Annotated in this window: 14 protein-coding genes; 12 read left to right on the top strand and 2 right to left on the bottom strand. The window is 69.1% G+C overall.

What is annotated here, in order from left to right; genetic code table 11:
* Positions 1–89: 89 nt before the first annotated feature.
* The 4 genes from STH_RS13565 to STH_RS13550 all read left to right on the top strand — a co-directional run bounded on the left by STH_RS13565 (position 90) and on the right by STH_RS13550 (position 5,104).
* A complete protein-coding gene (locus tag STH_RS13565) occupies positions 90–2,060 on the top strand; it encodes an ATP-dependent DNA helicase (RefSeq protein ID WP_011196859.1) in 1,971 nt (656 codons plus the stop codon).
* A gap of 80 nt (positions 2,061–2,140) precedes the next feature.
* Entirely contained in the window at positions 2,141–3,451 is a 1,311-nt protein-coding gene (locus STH_RS13560; protein WP_011196858.1) for a homoserine dehydrogenase, read from the top strand.
* A gap of 2 nt (positions 3,452–3,453) precedes the next feature.
* On the top strand, positions 3,454–4,143 hold the full coding sequence (locus STH_RS13555) for a LysE/ArgO family amino acid transporter (RefSeq protein ID WP_011196857.1): 690 nt from the start codon (positions 3,454–3,456) through the stop codon (positions 4,141–4,143).
* Between the two features lie 19 nt (positions 4,144–4,162).
* The gene (locus STH_RS13550; protein WP_043714168.1) at positions 4,163–5,104 is read left to right on the top strand and encodes a glycerophosphodiester phosphodiesterase; all 942 of its coding nucleotides are present in this window, start codon (positions 4,163–4,165) and stop codon (positions 5,102–5,104) included.
* Positions 5,105–5,174: 70 nt separating this feature from the next.
* Here the strand turns inward: STH_RS13550 and STH_RS17515 are convergent, their stop codons facing one another.
* The gene (locus STH_RS17515) at positions 5,175–7,253 is read right to left on the bottom strand and encodes a stalk domain-containing protein (RefSeq protein WP_050742297.1); all 2,079 of its coding nucleotides are present in this window, start codon (positions 7,251–7,253) and stop codon (positions 5,175–5,177) included.
* A 192-nt stretch (positions 7,254–7,445) separates the two neighbouring features.
* Between STH_RS17515 and STH_RS13540 the strand changes: the two genes are divergently transcribed.
* From STH_RS13540 to STH_RS13505, 8 genes are all read left to right on the top strand, one after another.
* A complete protein-coding gene (locus STH_RS13540; protein WP_011196854.1) occupies positions 7,446–7,934 on the top strand; it encodes a hypothetical protein in 489 nt (162 codons plus the stop codon).
* Positions 7,935–8,063: 129 nt separating this feature from the next.
* The gene (locus STH_RS13535) at positions 8,064–9,824 is read left to right on the top strand and encodes a phospho-sugar mutase (protein ID WP_011196853.1); all 1,761 of its coding nucleotides are present in this window, start codon (positions 8,064–8,066) and stop codon (positions 9,822–9,824) included.
* A 79-nt stretch (positions 9,825–9,903) separates the two neighbouring features.
* Positions 9,904–10,341 (top strand): DUF4870 domain-containing protein, encoded by a 438-nt coding sequence (locus STH_RS13530; protein WP_043714166.1) that lies wholly within the window; start codon positions 9,904–9,906, stop codon positions 10,339–10,341.
* A gap of 631 nt (positions 10,342–10,972) precedes the next feature.
* The gene (gene ltrA, locus STH_RS13525; RefSeq protein ID WP_011196851.1) at positions 10,973–12,262 is read left to right on the top strand and encodes a group II intron reverse transcriptase/maturase; all 1,290 of its coding nucleotides are present in this window, start codon (positions 10,973–10,975) and stop codon (positions 12,260–12,262) included.
* A gap of 171 nt (positions 12,263–12,433) precedes the next feature.
* A complete protein-coding gene (locus STH_RS13520) occupies positions 12,434–13,939 on the top strand; it encodes a UDP-N-acetylmuramoyl-L-alanyl-D-glutamate--2,6-diaminopimelate ligase (RefSeq protein WP_050742296.1) in 1,506 nt (501 codons plus the stop codon).
* Between the two features lie 180 nt (positions 13,940–14,119).
* On the top strand, positions 14,120–14,905 hold the full coding sequence (locus tag STH_RS13515) for a cell wall-active antibiotics response protein (protein WP_011196849.1): 786 nt from the start codon (positions 14,120–14,122) through the stop codon (positions 14,903–14,905).
* Positions 14,906–14,918: 13 nt separating this feature from the next.
* Positions 14,919–16,013: a HAMP domain-containing sensor histidine kinase gene (locus STH_RS13510; RefSeq protein ID WP_158506994.1), complete on the top strand. Its 1,095-nt coding sequence runs from the start codon at positions 14,919–14,921 to the stop codon at positions 16,011–16,013.
* A 174-nt stretch (positions 16,014–16,187) separates the two neighbouring features.
* Positions 16,188–16,820 (top strand): response regulator, encoded by a 633-nt coding sequence (locus STH_RS13505; RefSeq protein ID WP_011196847.1) that lies wholly within the window; start codon positions 16,188–16,190, stop codon positions 16,818–16,820.
* 414 nt (positions 16,821–17,234) lie between these two features.
* On the opposite strand, the gene STH_RS13500 is transcribed toward STH_RS13505, so the two are convergent.
* On the bottom strand, positions 17,235–18,275 hold the full coding sequence (locus tag STH_RS13500) for a helix-turn-helix domain-containing protein (protein WP_011196846.1): 1,041 nt from the start codon (positions 18,273–18,275) through the stop codon (positions 17,235–17,237).
* Positions 18,276–19,648: the final 1,373 nt, after the last annotated feature.

Here is a 19,648-nt window from a genome sequence, read left to right as displayed (position 1 = left end):
CCGGGAGGGTGGCTTCGGGCGCCTCTTTCCAAGGGTTGTCCGGTCGGGTACTCTAGAAGCTACCAGAGCACCGCCAGGAGGGGTCCTGTTTGCAGATTCGCTGGACCAAGCTGCCGTTTACAGCGCACAACGAGTCCGAATACCGGCAGGGGCTGAACGACTGGCTGGGGCGCGTCTTCTACGACGTGCTGCCCGAGCACGGCTTTGAGGTGCGGGAAGAGCAGATCTACACCGCCTTCCGCATTGCCCGCGCGCTGACCGAAGGCTCCACCCTGCTGGCGGAGGCCGGACCCGGCACCGGCAAGACCTTCGCGTACCTCCTGCCCGCCGTCTGCCACGCGCGGATGCGCGGCCGGCCGGTCGTGGTGGCCAGCGCCTCCAGCGTGCTGAAGGCGCAGCTCACTGGTCCCGACGGCGACATCCAGACGCTGTCCCGGCTGCTGAACCTGGACATCGATGTGCGGGTGGCCGGCAATCCGGCCGATTATGTGTGCGAGATGAAGGTGGAGGCCGGCGACTTCGGATCCGGCGAGGAACCCGAGGGCTGGTCCGAGCTCATCCACTGGGCCAGGCGCACCGGCACCGGGGCCCGCTCCGAGGTTCCCGGAGTGCCCGACGATCTGTGGGAACTGGTGAGCTGGGATCCGTCGCTGAACTGCGACACCTGCCCCCGCCGGGGCCACTGCCTGATGGTCGCCGCCCGCCGGCAGCACCGCGCGGCCGCGGACCTGGTCGTCTGCGACCACCGGCTCTTCGCCCAGGACCTGCTTACCCGCAACGACCTGCTGGAAGGCGGGATGCTGCCGATTCTGCCCAGCTACTCGGCGGTGATCTTCGACGAGGGCCACCACTTTCCCGAGACCTGGCAGCGGGCCCAAGGCTGGTCCCTGAGCCAGCGCCGGCTGAGGCGGACCCTGGAGCGGCTGGAGTACTGGCACGCCCGGGAGCAGGTGGCGTGGCGGCTGGAGGCGGCCCTTGTCGCCGCGGACAGTTTCATGCAGGCGCTGGATGTGCACACCAGGCCCGGTGAGGGCAAGCGGGATGTGGATCGCAGCGAGCTGCTCCTGAAGGCCGCCGCCCGGCTGGACCAGGCCCTCGACCTGCTGCAGACCGAACTGGTCACCGAGGAGGCGATGAGCGAGGGGCAGTCCAGCGAGACCGAACTGCAGGCCTATCAGAATCGGATTGACGAACTGCGGGCCGCACTGCGGCTGTTCCGCAGGCCCGAGTCGGTGGTCTGGCGGGAGGGGGACGAGCTGTGGGTCGTGCCCCGCCGGCCGAAGCCGCTCTTCGGTGGCGACCTCCTGAAGCCCGGAACGCCGGTGGTCTTCTCCTCGGCCACCCTGGAGCCGGACTACCAGGCCCGGGTGCTGGGGCTCAGCCGTTTCGACCAGAGCCGGGTGGGCGTGCCTTTCGACCTGGGCCGGCAGTCGCTGGTCTACCTGCCGCCGGACGAAGGCTCCGGTATGAATGCCGCCGGCCCGGATGCTGCTGTCGACGCCGTGGTGGACGAGGCGGTGCGGGTGCTGCATGCCACCGGTGGCCGGGCGCTCATCCTGGTGCGGTCGCTGGCGGAGGTGCGGCGCTGGCGGCAGGCGCTGGCGGCGCACCACCTTCCGTGGCCCGTGATCTACGAGGGAGACGGCGACCGGGGGGCGCAGCTGGAGCGGTTCCGGGCCGAGGTGGACTCGGTGCTGGTCGGTGCCGGCTTCTGGGAGGGCGTCGACGTGCGCGGCGAGGCGCTGTCCTGCGTCATCCTTCCGTACCTGCCCTTCCCCGAGCACGACCCGCTGATCCGTGAACGGCGTGGGCAGGCGCAGGCGGCCGGGCAGGACCCCTTCCGGGCCGTCGACCTGCCCGAGATGCTGATCAAGCTGAAGCAGGGGATGGGCCGGCTCATCCGTACCGCCGAGGACCGGGGGGTCATCGCCCTGCTGGACCGGTCCTACCGGGGCGCCGACTGGGCCGGGGCGGTGGAGGAGGCCTTCCCCGAGGGCGCACGGCGGGTCACCGATCTGGCGGAGGTGAAGGCGTTTCTCGCCGGCACCGGTCGAGGCTGAGGCGCCAGGCGCCGGGGCAGGAGGTCGGCGGTGGAACTCGAATTCATCGTTGCGGTAGAGCGGTAAAGGAGGGGCTGTGGTTGGAGAAACAGACCATGCGGTTCGCCATTCTGGGACTCGGCACCGTCGGCAAAGGGGTGGTGAAGCTCCTGCAGGAGAGCCGGGAGATGCTGCACCTGAAGACCGGCCTCAACCTGGAGCTGGCCAAGGTGCTGGTGCGCGATGCCTCCAAGCCGCGGCCCGGTTTCGAGGGACTCCCGCTGACGGAGGACGTGAGCGAGATTCTGGACGATCCTTCCATCCGCATCGTGGTGGAGCTGATGGGCGGCATCGAGCCGGCCCGGACCTACCTGGTCGAGGCCCTGAGGCGCGGGAAGACCATCGTGACCGCCAACAAGGACGTGATGGCCGACTACGACAAGGACCTGTACGACGCCGGTGAGATCGGCGATGCCGAGATCTACTTCGAGGCGTCCGTGGGGGGCGGCATCCCCATCATCCGGCCGCTGAAGGAGGCCCTGGCGGCCAACACGATGCGCCAGGTGATGGGCATCGTCAATGGGACGACCAACTACATCCTGACCCAGATGAGCCAGTACGGCAGGAGTTACGAGGAGGCCCTGCAGGAGGCGCAGGCCCTGGGCTACGCCGAGCCCGACCCGACCAACGACGTCCAGGGATTCGACGCCGCCCGAAAGCTGGCCATCCTCTGCACCATCTGCTTCCTCTCCCGGGTCAAGCCCGGGATGGTCTACACCGAGGGGATCACGCGCGTGACGCCGCGCGACATCGAGTACGGCCGCCGGTTCGGCTGGGTGCTGAAGCTCCTGGCCATCGGGAAGGAGGTGGACGGCGAGATCGAGGCGCGGGTCCACCCGGCGTTCATCCCCCACACCCATCCCCTGGCCAGCGTAGCCGGATCGTTCAACGCCATCTACACCGTGGGCGATCCGGTCGGCGAGACGATGTTCTACGGGCGGGGCGCCGGCGCCGGACCCACCGCATCGGCCGTGGTCTCCGACCTGATCGCCGCCGCGCTGTCCAAGCGGACGCCGGGGCGGCGCGCCGGCGATGCCCACACCGTCTACTTCGAGAAGCGGGTCCTGCCCATCGAGGAGACCCGCAGCCGCTACTACCTGCGGCTGCACGCGGTGGACGCGCCCGGCAGCCTGGCCCGGATCGCCGAGCGGTTCGGCGAGCACGGGGTCTCCCTGGCCGAGGTGGTGCAGGCCTCGGGCGGGCCAGACCATCCCGACGACGGCGGCGCAGCCGAGCTGGTGCTGGTGACCCACACGGTGCAGGACGCCAACCTCCAGGCGGTGGTCCGCGACCTGAAGGAGATGCGGGACACGGTGCTCCGGGTGGACAACGTGATCCGCGTGGAGGGTTAGCCTTGGGCACGGCGCTTTTGCACGGACTGGTGCTTTCCTTCGGGCTGATCCTTCCGCTGGGCGCCCAGAACACGTTTGTGCTCACACAGGGCGCGCTGCACCGCCGCTGGACGGGGGCGCTGCCCTCCGTGCTGACCGCGGCCGTCAGCGACACGCTGCTCATCACGCTCGCGGTCTCGGGCCTCTCGCTGGTGCTGCTCACGGTTCCCTGGCTCCAGATGGCCCTGCAGTGGTGCGGCGTCCTCTTCCTCCTCTACATGGGCTGGTCCACGTGGCGCGCTGCGGCCGCCGTCGACCGGGACTCGGGCGGGACCCCCGGCACGGCCCGGGGGGCGGCCCCGGGCGGCGGGCCGTCCGGCCCGGCCGGTGACGCGGCGCCGGACGAGGCGTGGCCCGCCCGGCGGCAGGTGGCCTTTGCCGCGTCGGTCTCGCTGCTCAACCCGCACGCCATCCTCGACACGGTGGCGGTGATCGGGACCGGCGCGCTGGCGTACACCGGCACAGCCCGCCTGGCGTTTTCGCTGGCCTGCATCGCGGTGTCCTGGGTCTGGTTCTTCGGCCTCTCGCTGGCCGGCCACCTGATGGGCGTGCTGGCGGCGGGGGCCAACCTGCAGCGCTGGCTGATCCGGGCTTCCGCGGTGATCATGTGGGGGGTGGCCCTGCAGCTCCTGCGGTCGCTGCTCCTTACCTGAGCAACGGGAGGTGGACGGCATGTCTTCCGCGCTGATTCGCCGGACCCGCCGCCGGCCCCGCCGGTGGCCGGGCGTGCTGCTGACGTTGGCGCTCGTGCTCGCGGCGCTGGCCGCCGTGCGGGCGCTCACCATCCGGCCGTTGCCCGACCGGCCCTTCACGGCTCCCCGGCCCGTGGTGCTGGCGCACCAGGGAGCGTCGGGCCATGCGCCCTCCAACACCATGGAGGCCTTCCGGCTGGCCCTGGAGCAGGGGGCGGACATCCTGGAGCTGGACGTGCACATGACCCGGGACGGCGTGGTGGTGGTCAGCCACGACGAGACCATCGACCGGATGAGCGACGGGACCGGGCTGATCAAGGAGATGACCCTGGCCGAGCTGCGCCGGTACGACTTCGGCTACCGCTTCACGCCGGACGGCGGGCTGACTTATCCCTACCGGGGCAAGGGCGTCACGATCCCGACCCTGGAGGAGGTCTTGCAGGCCTTCCCGGAGGTGCCCGTGAACATCGAGATCAAGCAGGCCGACCCGCCGATGGAGGCGCAGCTCTGGGAGCTGATCCAGCGCTACGGGGCGGAGGACCGGGTGCTGGTCGCCTCGTTCCACGGCACCGTGGCGAAGCGGTGGCGCGACCTGGCCGGCGACCGGGTGGCCACCTCGGCCCCGGTGGAACACATGTACCTGGTGGCGGCGCACTACCTGTCCCACCTCGACCGGCTGTACGCCCCCGCCCACGACGCCTTCCAGGTGCCGGTGGCCCAGAAGGCGGGGCCGCTCACGGTGCGGTTCGACACCGAACGGTTCCTGCGGATGGCCGAGCGGGTAAACGTGGCCGTTCACTACTGGACGATCAACGACGAGGACGAGATGCGGCGGCTGTACCAGCTGGGCGCCCACGGCATCATCACCGACTACCCCGACCGGGCGGTGAAGGTGCTGAGGGAGCTGGGGCTGCGGGACTAGCCACCGCAGGTCTGCGCAGGTATAGGCAGAGGGCAACCCCCGGGCGGGGTTGCCCTCTCTTGCGTCTGCCCTAGAACTGGATCACGTCCAGCTCGAACAGGTTGTTCTCCTTCATGATGCGGATCAGCTTGGTCGGATACTCGGGATCCGTGGCGTACCCGCCCTTGCGCAGCCCCCAGGCCCCGAGCACCGGGTCGCTCATCACTTCCCGGAAGACCTCGTACCAGGGGCGGGTGAGCAGCAGGTCCTTGTGGTCCTGCCAGCTCTCCCGCGGGTCGTTGTAGGCCCGGAACTCGGCGTCCACGGTGTAGCTCTGGCCGTTGTACACTTCCCACGTGGTGGAGACGATCGAGCCGGCGCTGCCCTGGCCCTTGATGCCGAAGAGGTTGTTGGAGAACTTGCCCGTGTACTTGTCCACCGGTACGTACTGGCCCCAGCCGGTCTCCAGGATGGCCTGGGCGACCTGCAGCGCGGCCGACATGCCCGTCTCCCGGTACGACGCCACCGCCAGGTTCGCGGCGAAGTCCTTGAACCGGGACTTCTCGACGATGGGCTGCGGCCCGTAGGTCGGCCCCAGGTAGGCCCGGACGTAGATGGGCTCGGTGGAGACCTTCAGCTGGCCCTGGTAGAAGGCGTCGGCGTAGATCATCCACTCCCCGCCCCGCGGCGGCGTCCAGGAGACCTTGTGGGTGAGCCCCGCCGAGCCGATCAGGATGCGCTCCCCGTTCTGCACCGCATAGTAGCGGACCTCGTCCGCGGGCACGTTGGGCATGGCGAACATCTCTACCTGGCCGGTGATCACCTGTCCCGGCCCGACGCCGTACATCCAGAGGCCGGGCTCGGTGGCGATGCGGAAGGTGATCGGGCCGACCGTGTGCACCCGCCCGTCCGTCGCCGTCACCTCAACCCGCAGGGTGTGGGTGCCGTTGTCCTGGGGGCCGTAGGTCCACCAGTAGTTGTTCTCGGAGGCCAGCAGCCGGCCGTCCAGGTAGAACCGGACCGATTGGATCGGGTAGTTGGCCGAGACGGAGAGGGTGCGCGCCCGGCCGGTCACCGTCTCGCCCTCCTTCACGGAGGAGAAGGAGGTGCTGGGGGACACGTTGACGTGGACCCGGACCGGGTTGGAGACGTAATGATTGCCGTTGAGGTCGTAGGCGTAGATGTACAGCTCCTTCGGGCCGTTGTCGGTGGTCCGCGGGTACCAGGTGTAGCTCTCGCCCGGGCCCACCGTGGCCAGGTTGCGCCAGGAGCCGTCGGTCAGGTCGACCAGCTGGTAGATGACGTGGGTGGCCACGAAGCTCAGCTCATGCCGGAAGGTGAAGGGCCCGTCGATGATCCCGCCGTAGTCGATGCCCACCGGCCGGACCGAGGTGTCGGGGGCGATCCGCACCGTCACCGGCGCCGAGTACACCAGGGTGCCGTCGGGCCGCCTCACCGCCGCCAGGAGCTGCCGCTCGCCGGCCTGCGTCGGGTCCGGGGTGAAGGTGTAGCTCTTGCCGACGTCCGCGCCGGCCGCGACCATGCGCCCCTTCCGCGTGGCCGGGTCCACCAGGTAGAAGTACGCGTACGTGCCGTTCTGCCCGCGGACCCGGAGCGACACGGGGCCCGTGATCACCTGGCCCTGGGTGACGCCCTCCAGCACCACGGGCGAGGGCGCGCCCGTCGACGGCGATCCGCCGGAGGGGGAGCCGCTGGATGGGGATCCGGTGGAACTCAGGTAGACGGTCCGCGCGGCGTCGTCCCATGCGATGTCCAACCCCATGGCTTCCGCCAGGGCGCGGACGGGGATGAAGGTCCGGCCGCTTCCGACGAGGCGCGCCGGCACGTCCAGGGTGCGGGTCAGGGTGCAGGCCGGGTTCAGGCACGCGACACGGTCGTCGATGGTCAGCTTCAGGTACCGGTCGCCGCGTTGGACCACGACCGTCCGTTCCTGCGGGTTCCAGACGGGATCGACGCCCAGGGCCTCCACGATGCCCCGCACGGGGGCCAGGGTTCTCCCCGCCTCGATGTAGGCGGCGGGGCTGAGATCGAGCTGGCGGCCGTCCAGCACCACCCGCACGGGCGACGCGGCCGACGCCGCGGGATTTGGCAGCACGGATGTGAGCAGGGCCAGGCCGGCCGCCGCTGCCAGCCAGTTGCGCGTGCGCATCGTCGTCATTCCTCCGTCAGTTGACAGGATACAGAGGCTCTGTCAACTTCGACGCATTCTGGCCCTGCAATGTTTCAGGTCAATATCCTACTGTGCGTTTTTCCCAGGGCGGGGAGGAGGACGCGGGGCCGTGTCGTATCGCTGTTGGGTAGGGCAAGACTACACTGAGACCATCGCAGAAGAGGTGCAGAGATGCGGCGTGTCCTGTTTCCCGTGCTCGTCGTCCTTGCGCTTGCGCTGAGCCTGGCTGGCTGCGGCCGGGCGCAGGGGCCCCAGTGGGGCAACCTGAACCTCACCCTGGAGGACGTGCAACAGAACGAGAACCACTGGACGGCCCGGATGGTGCTGAGCAACCCCACCGACAAGGTGCAGGTCATCGAGTATACCGCCGATGCCCGCTACACCATGATCGTCACGCGCAACGGCCAGACCGTCCTGGAGCAGCCGTTTGACATCCTCAGAGACGGCGACCCGAGGATCCTCAACCTCTCGCCGGGCGTGTCCAAGGAGTACGTGGTGGCCTGGACCTACCGGAACAAGGAGGGCGAACGGGTCGAGCCGGGCACCTACGAGGTCTCGGTCCGGCTGGATGCGGTGACGGTGGTGCAGGAGGCGGGCAAGACCCAGCCCACTGTCATCGAGCCGCGTACCGTGGGGCCGGTGAAGGTGCAGGTTCAGTAGGCGGCACGGTCCGGCGTGGCGGGGCTGCCGGGCCGTGGCGGTACCGACCGGAGCCGCGCCGCCCACCGGGGCGCGGCCGGGTCCGCGCGCCTGCGCGGTTACCGGCGCAAGACGAGGAGGATCTGGTGCATGTCCACGGTCATGGAACGCTTCCGGCTCTGGAGCGAGGATCCGTACTTCGATGAGGAGACCCGCCGGGAACTGGCCGGCGTCGCCGGCGATCCCCGGGAAATCGAGGACCGCTTCTATCAGATGCTCGCGTTCGGCACGGGCGGGCTGCGGGGGGTCATCGGCGCGGGCACCAACCGCATCAACCGGTACATGGTTCGCCTGGCCACGCAGGGGCTGGCGGAGGCGCTTCGCGCCACGGGCCCCGACGCCCTGCGCAGGGGCGTCGTCATCGCCCACGACTCCCGCCGGCGCTCGGCCGAGTTCGCCCGCGAGGCGGCCTTCACCCTGGCCGCCAACGGGGTCGTCGCGCACCTGTGGGAGGGGCTGCGGCCCACGCCCATGCTCTCCTTCGCCGTGCGGAAGCTGGGCGCGGCGGCGGGCATCGTCATCACTGCCAGCCACAACCCGCCCGAGTACAACGGGTACAAGGTGTACTGGGAGGACGGCGGCCAGGTGCCGCCGGACCGGGCCGGTCAGATCCAGGCCGCCATGCAGGCGGTGGGCGACATCCGCTCGATCCGGCCGATGGCCGAGGGGGAGGCCCGTACCCGGGGGCTCCTGCGGCCGGTCCCGCCGGAGGTGGACGAGGCTTACTACAGTCGGCTGCTGGGGCTCGTCTCGGCTTCGCCCACCCAGCGGCACGCGTTGCGCATCCTGTATACGCCGCTGCACGGCACGGGGCTCGTGCCGGTGCGGACCGTGCTGGAGCGGGCCGGCTTCCCCGTGGAGGTGGTGGCCGAGCAGGCGGAGCCTGACCCCGGCTTCCCCACCGTGGCCAAGCCGAACCCGGAGGAACCGGAGGTGTACGAGATCGCGCTGCGCCGCGCCGCTTCCGGCCGTCCCGACCTGATCCTGGCCACGGATCCCGACGCCGACCGGCTCGGCGTGCTGGTCCGGGACCGGGAGGGCGGCTACCGGGCGCTGACGGGCAACCAGATCGGGGCGATCCTGGCGGAGCAGATCCTGCGCTCCCGGGCAGAGGCGGGGACGCTGCCGGCCAACGGCGCCGTGATCAAGACCATCGCCACATCCAACCTGGTCGCCTCCCTCTGCCGGGAGTACGGGGTGACCCTGCTGGAGACGCACACGGGGTTCAAGTTCATCGGCGAGAAGATCAAGGAGTTCGAAGAGACGGGCAGCCACGAGTTCCTCTTCGGCTTCGAGGAGAGCTACGGCTACCTGGCCGCGACCTTCGTGCGGGACAAGGACGCGGTGATGGCCGCCCTGCTGGTCGCCGACGCCGCCGCCCACCACAAGGCGGAGGGGCGCACCCTGCTGGACGCGCTGGAGGCGATCTGGCAGCGCCACGGCTACTTCCAGGAGGGGCTGCACAACGTCACCCTGCCGGGCCGGGACGGGCAGGCCCGGATCCGGTCCCTGATGGCGGCCCTGCGGGCCGACCCTCCCCGGGCCTTCGCCGGCGTCCCCGTCGCCTACCGCGACGACTACGCCGCGGGCACCGGCGTGGAAGTGGCCACCGGCCGCACTTACCCGCTCCAGCTGGGGCGGGCGGAGGTGCTGCACTACCGCTTCGCCGACGGCGGCTTCGTCATGGTGCGGCCGTCGGGCACCGAACCGAAGCTGAAGGTGTACGTTTCGGTGGTGGGTGCCGACGCGGCCGATGCCGTCGCCCTGCGGGACCGGGTGATGGCCGACGCCCTGGCCCGGATGGGGCTCTCGGGAGGGGCCGGTGAACCGGCCGGTGAAAGAATAGAATAGGAATACAGACGTGCGGGCCGCCGGGATTGGACAGCCGTCAGGGCGGCGGCTCGTGCGCAACCGGCTGGAGGGGATGGGGATGAGTTCGGGTACCGAGGACCGCAACTACGGCATGATCGCCCACGGACTCGTGGTGCTCAACGGCGCCTCGGCGTTCATGGGCAGCCTGGGCTCCCTGGGGTGGGCGGCGGCGGTCGCCTCGGTGGTGCTCTACTTCGTCTGGAAGTCCCGGAGTCCGTTCGTGGTGCGCCACGCCAAGCAGGCGGCGGGGGTGCAGGTGTTCCTCTTTCTCCTGTCCGTGGTCCTCTTCCCGTTCACGATGCTCTTCACCGTTGGCGCGGCGGCCAGCGGATCCCTGGGCGGCGTCGTGGCCCTGGTGTTCCTGGTCAGCCTGTTTAACCTGGCGGTCGGCGTCGCGACGATCGTGTGCGGCGTGATGGGGCTGATGCGGGCGCAGAAGGGGGAGGAGTACACCTACCCGGTGGTCGGGGCGCTCGTCGACCGCATCGACGTGTAGCCTGCGGAACCGCGGCAGTCCGGCAGATCGGCAGATCAGCAGGCCCGTCCGGCGGAAGCCGGGCGGGCCTGTTCGGTGTGCCCGGCATGGGCGCTGACTTGGCGGTGAAAGTCCGCTACGGGCGAGGCAGCACCAGCCCGTTAGCCAAAGGCAAGGGTGTCCGTCGTGAGGCGGAATCTGAAGGAAGCCCGAGGCAAAGCCACGACCCGAGGAACACGAACCCCATAGGAGGCTGTGCCGCTCGGGTGAGCTGGCCGAACACAGCAAAACCCGAAGCTGCCAAAGGGCGGTGCGGTAGATGGGGCGGGTGCGGGGTGAAGGTCAGCGTTCTTACCCGGGGAGATCTGCCGGGAACGCCAGCAACGCTGGTAACCTGCGTCGGGAGACGCAGCTGAACCGGCAGAAGTCAGCAAAGGCCATAGTACCGGCAGGGGGACGCCCCGACCGGGAAGGGCCGAACGTCAGGAGAGGGGTGAACCCGTTGCGTTCGAGCAGCCCGCGACAAACGCAGAAGACCCCGAACGGGACCTGCTCGCCGGAGGTAGCGGTGAAGCCGCAAGGGACGGCGAGAGGGCGGAGTGGGCAGCCGGCACAAGACGGAACGTCACCCCGCGGGGAGCACAGCAACCTGATGGAGCAGGTGGTGGCCAGGGAGAACATGCTGGCCGCCCTGAAACGGGTGGAGCGGAACGGAGGCGCTCCCGGCGTGGACGGTGTCCCCACCGAACGGCTGCGGGACCAGATTCGCGTGGAGTGGAGCCGCATCCGTGAGGAACTGCTCCAGGGGACCTACAGACCGCAGCCAGTCCGCCGGGTCGAAATCCCGAAACCGGGCGGCGGCAAGCGGATGCTGGGGATTCCCACCGTGATGGACCGCCTGATCCAACAGGCACTCCTGCAAGTACTGACGCCGATCTTTGACCCGACATTCTCCGAATCCAGCTACGGCTTTCGGCCGGGGCGGCGGGGTCATGATGCGGTCAGGAAGGCACGTCAGTACGTGGAGGAAGGGTACGACTGGGTCGTGGACATGGACCTGGAGAAGTTCTTCGACCGGGTCAACCACGACGTGCTGATGGCCCGCGTGGCGCGGCGGGTAACGGATAAGCGTGTGCTGCGGCTGATCCGGCGGTACTTACAGGCCGGGGTCATGCTGAACGGGGTGGTCGTGGCGACGGAGGAAGGGACGCCGCAGGGCGGTCCGCTGAGTCCGCTGCTGGCGAACATCCTGCTGGATGACCTCGACAAGGAGCTGGAGCGCCGTGGCCACCACTTTGTCCGGTACGCCGATGACTGCAACATCTACGTCCGCAGCAAGCGGGCGGGAGAACGGGTCTACAGGAGCGTGCGCCACTTCCTGCAGGAGCGGTTACGGCTGAAGGTCAACGAGGAGAAGAGCGCAGTGGACCGGCCGTGGAAGCGGCAGTTCCTCGGGTTTAGCTTCTACAAGCACCGGGGAGTGCGCATCCGGCTGGCCCCGAAGAGCCTGAAACGCGTGAAGGACAAGCTCCGCACGCTGACGGACCGCAACCGCAGCCAGAGCATGGAGGACCGAATCCGGCGCCTGAATGCCTACTTGCGGGGCTGGGTTGGGTACTATGCGCTCTCCGATGCCAGGTCAGCCTTTGAAAGACTCGAAGGATGGCTGAAGCGTCGGCTGCGAGCATGCGTATGGAAGCAGTGGAAGCGTGTACGCACGCGCTTTCGGGAGTTGCGCGCCCTCGGTTTGCCCGAATGGGTAGTCTACCAACTCGCCAACAGCCGCAAAGGCCCGTGGCGAATGGCAGGTGGCCCACTAAACAGCGCCCTGGGCGACGCCTACTGGCGTGCCCAGGGGCTGATAAGCCTGACCGAATGCTATGAAGCGACTCGTCAATCCTGGCGAACCGCCGGATGCGGACCCGCATGTCCGGTGGTGTGAGAGGACGGGGGCTAGCCGCCCCCTCCTACTCGATCGGGTATGTTTTATGTTTCCGCTGGATACAATCCCGATACGTCCCCCATTTTGTCGGCCGTGCCCGACAGGATGCGCGGGCCGCACGTCGAAAGACGCTTAGATAATCAGGGCTTTAATGTGCAGGAGGGACTACCGTTGAAGTTGGTCGATTTGCTGTCGGCCCTGGACCCCGTGCAGGTGCTGGAGGCTCCCGACGTCACCGTGACCGGCATCGCCGCCGATTCCCGCGCGGTGAGGCCCGGCGACCTGTTCGTGTGCATTCCGGGCGCGCACGTGGATGCGCACCAGTTCATCCCGGATGCCCTCCGGCGCGGGGCGGTGGCGGTAGTCACGCAGCGCCCCTGGGCGGTTCCGACCGGCATCGGCGCGGCGGTGGTGCCCGACGCCCGGCTGGCCCTCAGCGCCCTGGCCGACCGCTTCTACGGACATCCCTCCCGCGCGCTCCGGATGGTGGGGGTCACGGGAACCAACGGCAAGACCACGACGGCCTTCCTGGTGGAGGCCATCGCCCGCACGGCCGGCAAGGCGATGGGGGTGATCGGCACGGCAGGCATGATGCTGGGCCGGGAGGTGCTGGAGGGCAAGTCGGGGTACACCACGCCCGAGCCCCAGACGATTCACCGGCTGCTGGCTGCGATGCTGCAGCGCGGGGCCTGGGGCGCGGTGATGGAGGTCTCCAGCCACGCGCTGGAGCAGCGGCGCACGGACCACTGCCGGTTCGACGTCGCCGTCTTCACCAACCTCACCCACGAGCACCTGGATTACCACGGCGACATGGAGGGCTACTACGCCGCCAAGGCCCGGCTCTTCCGCGGGCTGCAGCCGGGCGCGGCCGCGGTGGTGAACATCGACGACCCCTACGGCCGCCGGTTGGCGGAGGAGATCCCCGCCGGAGTGCGCACCCTTACATACGGCTTCAGTGAGGGGGCGGATATCCGGGCCGAGGACGTGCACCTCACCGGCCCGGGCGCCCGCTACCGGCTCATCACGCCGGTGGGCGAGGCCGACGTGGAGGCCCCGCACCTCTTCGGCACCTACAATGTGTCCAACGCCATGGCCGCGGTGGGGGCCGGTCTGGCCCTGGGCTTCTCGCTGCAGGACGCCGTCGCGGCGCTCGGCACGGCCAAGGGCGCGCCGGGCCGGTTCGAGCGCATCGACGAAGGACAGGACTTCACGGTGGTGGTGGATTACGCCCACACGCCGGACGGCTTCGAGAAGCTGCTCTCCGACGTGGCCCGGATCAAGGAGCCGGGCTCCCGGGTGATCATGGTCTTCGGTTCGGCCGGCCAGCGGGATCCGTCGAAGCGGCCCGACATGGGCCGGATCGCCGGCGAGTACTGCGACGTGCTGGTCCTGACGGAGGAGGATCCCCGCACCGAGGACGCGATGGAGATCGCGCGGCAGATCGCCTCGGGCGTGGCCCGGGACGAGGTGGAGATCCACCTGATCGAGGACCGGGTGGAGGCCATCCGGGAGGCGATCCGCATGGCCCGCACCGGCGACATTGTGCTCATCACCGGCAAGGGGCAGGAGACGGAGCTGGAGGTGCAGCACCCGACCACCTGGCGGGGCGACGTCGTGGAGGCGGTGGACGCGCTGCGGGACCGCGCCCGGGAGGAGGCCCGGGGCGTGCGGGCGTAGCAGAGCCGCCCGCCGCGTTCAGGGGTTGCCCGGCCGTGGAACGTCCCACGGGTGCATGGCCTGGAGGATGGTTCAGGGCATCGTACCTAGGTACGATGCCCCTTTTCGCACCCGCGTACCTGTACCGCCGGGCGTCCTTCAGGTAGGATGGAATCGGGCTTCGCGAAGGGAGGGGTTCGGGTGCGCCGGAATACGATCGGACTGCTGTTGGTCATCGTCGGTGCGCTCTATTTGCTGCAGACCATGGGGTGGATTCGCGGCATCTCGTTCGGGGCGGCCGCCCTCCTCCTGATCGGGCTGTCGATCGCCGGCAGCGGGCTGCGCCGGAGCCGTCCGAGGGTGTTCACCCTGGGTGTGGGCCTCTGGATCGCCGCCATCGGCCTGTTCAACATCCTGGCTCAGGCCGGCGTCACCACCATCACGGGCGGGGACGTCCTCCGCATGGGATGGCCGCTCCTGCTCATCGCCCTGGGCATCTCGATGCTGTTCGGCCGGGGGGTGGGCGTCTACGTGTTCACCACGCCGCGCTCGTCCGGCCAGTCCTCCCGGTCCGGCAGCTACAAGCCCGTCCGGTCCGGCACCCACTTCGTTTCGGACCTGAAGATGGGCAACGAGCCCTGGGTGCTGGAGGAGGATCTGCACCTGCAGACCTTCGTCGGCGACCTCCGGCTCGATCTGACCACGGCCGCCATCTCCCCCGGGGTGCACCGAATCGAGATCGCCAAGTTCGTCGGCGACACGAAGGTGCGGGTGCCCGACAACGTCTCAGTGCGGGCCCGGGCGGAAGCGACGATCACCGGGAGCCTGGACGTCCTGGGCGAGGAGCGCGACGGGGTCGGCGCGGTGTCGCTGGAGCGGGAGGAGATCGTGCCGGGCGCGGATGCGGAACTGATCATCGACGTGCACGTCGGGGTCGGCGACATCACCATCGAGCGGGTGCCGACCACCCAGTTCCGGGTGTTCTGACATGGAAGGGCGCATGGAAGAACGACGCACGCTGGGGCTGCAGTGGCAGCTGGTGGCGGTTACCGCCGCGGCCGGCCTGCTGGCCAGCGGTCTGGCGGTCTTCGGCGTCTGGGTCGCCCTCCAGCAGGGCTTTGGATGGAACGAGGCGCTGGTGGCTGGCGTCGCCGCCGGCGTCGCGGGCGGGCTCGCCGCCGCCGCATGGAGCTTCCAGCTGGCCAGGGGCATCAAGCGTCGGCTGTGGAACGCCGGGGACCTCGCCGCACGCATCCGCCGGGGCGATCTCTCGGCCCGGCTGCCGGTGAGTGACGCCGACGAGATCGGGGAGCTGGAGATGCAGCTCAACGAGATGGCCGCCTACCTGGAGCAAGCGGTGGGCCAGCTCTCCCGGCTGGCGGAGCAGAACCGGCTGCTGGCCGAGGAGGCGGGGCGGGGCGCCGCCCTGGAGGAACGGGCCCGCATCGCACGGGACCTGCACGACACGGTGAACCAGCAGCTCTTCGTGCTCTCGCTCCGGGCCGCGGCGGTCCGGAAGCGGGTCGGCGCCGCGAGCGGTGCCGCAGCCGGCGGGGATGGCGCCGGGGTTGAACCGCAGCTCGTGACGGAGCTGGCCAACCTGGAGGAATTGGCCCGCACGGCCCACAGCCAGATCCGGGAGCTGATCCTGCAGCTCCGTCCGACGACGCTGGAGCAGCACGGCCTGGGGCCGGCGCTGGCGGAGTACGTGAAGACGGTGGCGGAGCGGGAGAACTGGGCCGTCGAGAACGAGATCGACCAGGCCCTGCGGCTCCGGGGCGCTGAGGGCGAGGCGCTCTTCCGGGTGGCGCAGGAGGCCCTGAACAACGTCGCCAAGCACGCCCGGGCGAGTCGGATCCGGGTCGTGCTGGAACGGGCGGGCGAGGGCGAGATCCGGTTGCTCGTGGCCGACGACGGCGTCGGATTCGACCGCCGGGCCGGCATCCGGCCAACGGCCGTGGGCCTGGCGGGGATGCACGAGCGCATGGCCGCCCTCGGCGGGAGCATTCAGGTGCGCAGCGCCCCCGGGGAAGGCACCGAGGTGCTGGCGGTCCTGCCGCCTTCGCCGCCGAGGGACGAGGGCGGCGGTCCATAGGGTGGCGGCGGTGCGGACAGGCAGCCTACCCGGCGCAGGGGGCCGGGCGGGCGTCGAAGAGGCGCAGGGTGAGCGGGCGCCGCATGCGCAGCGGGGCGGCGTGCGCCGGGCGCCCAGGCGTTAACAGTGGTAGTGTCGCGGCAGTAGGTGCGGGACAATCAGGAGGTGGCCCGGGTGATTCGGCTGTTGATCGTGGATGACCACAAGATGGTGCGGGAAGGGCTGAAGATCTACCTCTCCACCGAGCCGGACATCGTGGTGGTGGGGGAGGCGGAGAACGGCGAAGAGGCCGCGCGGCTGACGGCGGAGCTGAAGCCGGACGTGATCCTGATGGACCTGATCATGCCCCGGGTGGACGGCATCGAGGGGACGAAGCGGTGTCTGGAGGCCCATCCGGGCGTGCGGGTGATCGTCCTGACGTCGATGCCCGACGACGAGCTGGTCGTCCCGGCGATCCGGGCGGGCGCCCTCTCCTACGTGCTGAAGGACATTGCGGCCGATGAGCTGGCGGAGACCATCCGGAAGGCCGTTTCGGGCCAGCCTACGCTGCACCCGGTCGCCGCCCAGCGGATGATGCAGGAGCTCACCGCACCGCCCAAGGCCTCGGCGGGGGTGGAGGAGATCACGCCCCGGGAGCTGGAGGTCCTGAAGCTGATCGCCCAGGGGCTCTCCAACAAGGAGATCGGGGAGCGGCTCTTCATCGGGGAGCGGACGGTGAAGACGCACGTTTCGCACCTGCTGGAGAAGCTGCAGCTCCAGGACCGGACGCAGCTGGCGATTTACGCGCTGCAGAACAAGTTGGTGTAGTCCTGGGTGGAACCGTGCGGCCGCTCCCTGTTGCCGGCCGCCATCCCCTCATCGTTCTGGCCTTGTTCTGTCATATGTGTAGTCCCCCGGGGCCACCGGCCCCGGGGGCTGCTTATGATCACTCGACAGGAAAGGCTGGCGAGGCCGTTGAGGCAGGGAACGTGTTGCCTATGACGGCCGGAGGGGCCTGTTGGGCAAGGATCATGTAGCCTGGGACGGCCAGGGGGGGCCTGTTGGGGCAGGGAACGTGTCGCCTGGGACGGCCGGAGGGGCCTGTTGGGGCAGGGAACGTGTCGCCTGGGACGGCCGGGGGGCCTATTGGGGCTGGGAACGTGTCGCCTGGGACGGCCGGAGGGACCTGTTGGGCAGTGATTTTGTAGCCGGCGAACGGCCGGGCGGCTCGTCGGACTGGACTTACCGGGACGCGTACTGTTGCGCGTTCCCGCCCGTCGCGTACCCGGGTGGGCACGCCTGTTTGGGCACAGGTGGAGGGAGCGGGACCTTCTGCCGGTACGCCCTGCTGACGGACTGCAGATGGGCGATGACGAGCTCCTTGTGGTCGAGGCTGCGCAGCGGCAGCCGGTCCGGGAGCCGTTTCAGCATGCCTTCCAGCGAGAGGTCCTCGGCGTGAATGGTCACCAGGAGAATCCCCCGTTGCGTGCAGATGGCCTGCTTGATGAGGTCGCGCCCCATCTGCCTGCGCGCCTGCTCTTCGTTGGGATAGAGGTCCGTCGGGCCGTAGTGCTGAGGGCCGTTGAACTCGAACCCCACGTCCGGCGGGTAGAGGCGGTCGATCTTCAACTCCTCGCCGGTGTAGGGGTTGACGAGAAAGCCGGGTGAAGCGTCGTCCTCGAAGTTGTCCCGGTCGACCGTCAAGGTGAGCCACTCGCGCATGATCGCTTCACCCAGGTAGGGCGCCCTTTCCAGCCTGCGGTTGATCTGGGCGATCATGCTCTTCTGGGCTTCGAGTTGGGGGTTGAGAACCAGGATCTGTAGAACGTTCGTTCTCCCGGATCGGCGAACTTGGAGCCAACCCGCGTCGACGAGGCTTCGCAGCGCCCTCCGCACGGTTGCCGGATGCCGGCCGGTCAGTTGCGTCAGCTGTTCAGTGGTCGCCTCGGCGACGCCGTCTGCAAACGTGGGCAGCAGCTGGATGGCCGCGTAAGTGATCTTCGCCTGAGGATGGACGGGCTTGGTGCGGAGAAGGTCAACCGGGAGGAACGCCCAGTCGGCCCTGGGGAACGGGCCGGGGTTGAGCAGGGAGAACCGTTCGAGTTGGGTTTGCCCCGGTTTAATGCTGGCCTGGGAGAGGCCGCAGAGTTGCGCGAGGTGTTCTTGGTTCTTGGGGCGCAGCTGAAGCCCTGCCCACAGGACTTTCGCCGCCGGAGTCAACTGGTCGTGCAGGAGGATGTGGCGCGGCACCTTTACCTGGCTGGGGAGGAAATGGACCGTCACATCACATCACCCGAATATTAGTTCGCTATTCGGACGCAGAGTCCTGCCAGGATCAGGAATTGATTCCCATTTCGTTACAGATCCTGCGCGGGTACTAGCAGTATGGTTGTAGCATGTGTGAAGAGCGTTGCCCGGGCCCTGCGCACGGGTGGTGAGCGCATGCCGGCTTCGGGGAGACGGCCGAGGTGACAGATGCCTGGTTGACGGGGATGACAGGTTCAGGTTCAGCGTGTGAGCTGGGGTGAGGAGGGGGATGACGCGCAGAATCGGAGGCAGGTGCGGGCTGGCTGGTTCAAATTCTGCGCGTGCGCCTGGGGTGAGGAGGGGGCAGACGCGCAAAATCTGAGGTTGGCCTGGGGAGGCCGGTTCAAATTCTGCGCGTGAGTCAGGGGTGGGGAGGGGGACGACGCGCAGAATCTGAGGTTGGTGCGGGCTGGCCGGTTCAAATTCTGCGCGTGAGCCAGCGGTGGGGAGGGGGCAGACGCGCAGAATCTGAGGTAGGTCCGGGCCGGCTGGTTCAGATTCTGCGCGTGAGTTGGGGCGGGGAGGGGGCTGACGCGCAAGACCTGAGGTTGCCGAGGGCTGGCCGGTACAGATTCTGCGCGTGAGCCAGCGGTGGGGAGGGGGCAGACGCGCAGAATGTGAGGTTGGTGCGGGCCGGCTGGTTCAGATTCTGCGCGTGGGCTGGGGCGGGGAGGGGGCTGACGCGCAGAATCTGAGGTTGGTGCGGGCCGGCTGGTTCAGATTCTGCGCGAGCGCTTGGGGTGAGGAGCGGGCTGACGCGCAGAATCTGAGGTTGGTGCGGGCCGGCTGGTTCAGATTCTGCGCGTGAGTTGGGGCGGGGAGGGGGCCGACGCGCAGGACCTGAGGTTGCCGAGGGCTGCCGGTACAGATTCTGCGCGTGAGTCAGGGGTGGGTAGGGGGCTGACGCGCAGAATCTGAGGTTGGCCCGGGCTGGCCGGTTCAAATTCTGCGCGTGAGCCAGCGGTGGGGAGGGGGGAGACGCGCAGAATCTGAGGTTGGTGCGGGCCGGCTGGTTCAGATTCTGCGCGAGCGCTTGGGGTGAGGAGGGGGCTGACGCGCAGAATCTGAGGTTGGTGCGGGCTGGCCGGTTCAGATTCTGCGCGTGAGCCAGCGGTGGGGAGGGGGCAGACGCGCAGAATCTGAGGTAGGTCCGGGCCGGCTGGTTCAGATTCTGCGCGTGAGTCGGGGCGGGGAGGGGGCTGACGCGCAGGACCTGAGGTGCGGAGTGTGGACCAGTAGATCCCTTCCCGCCGACACAGTGCCCCCAACTCGCCACGACGACACTGATCAGCCTCTGCTAGAATCCGGGCCTTCTCGCCCGCCGTGAATCGCCTTGTCACGGGCTTGGC

The organism is Symbiobacterium thermophilum IAM 14863 (assembly GCF_000009905.1).
Taxonomy (GTDB): Bacteria; Bacillota; Sulfobacillia; order Symbiobacteriales; family Symbiobacteriaceae; genus Symbiobacterium; species Symbiobacterium thermophilum.
This window is presented reverse-complemented; position numbering and strand designations above follow the sequence as displayed.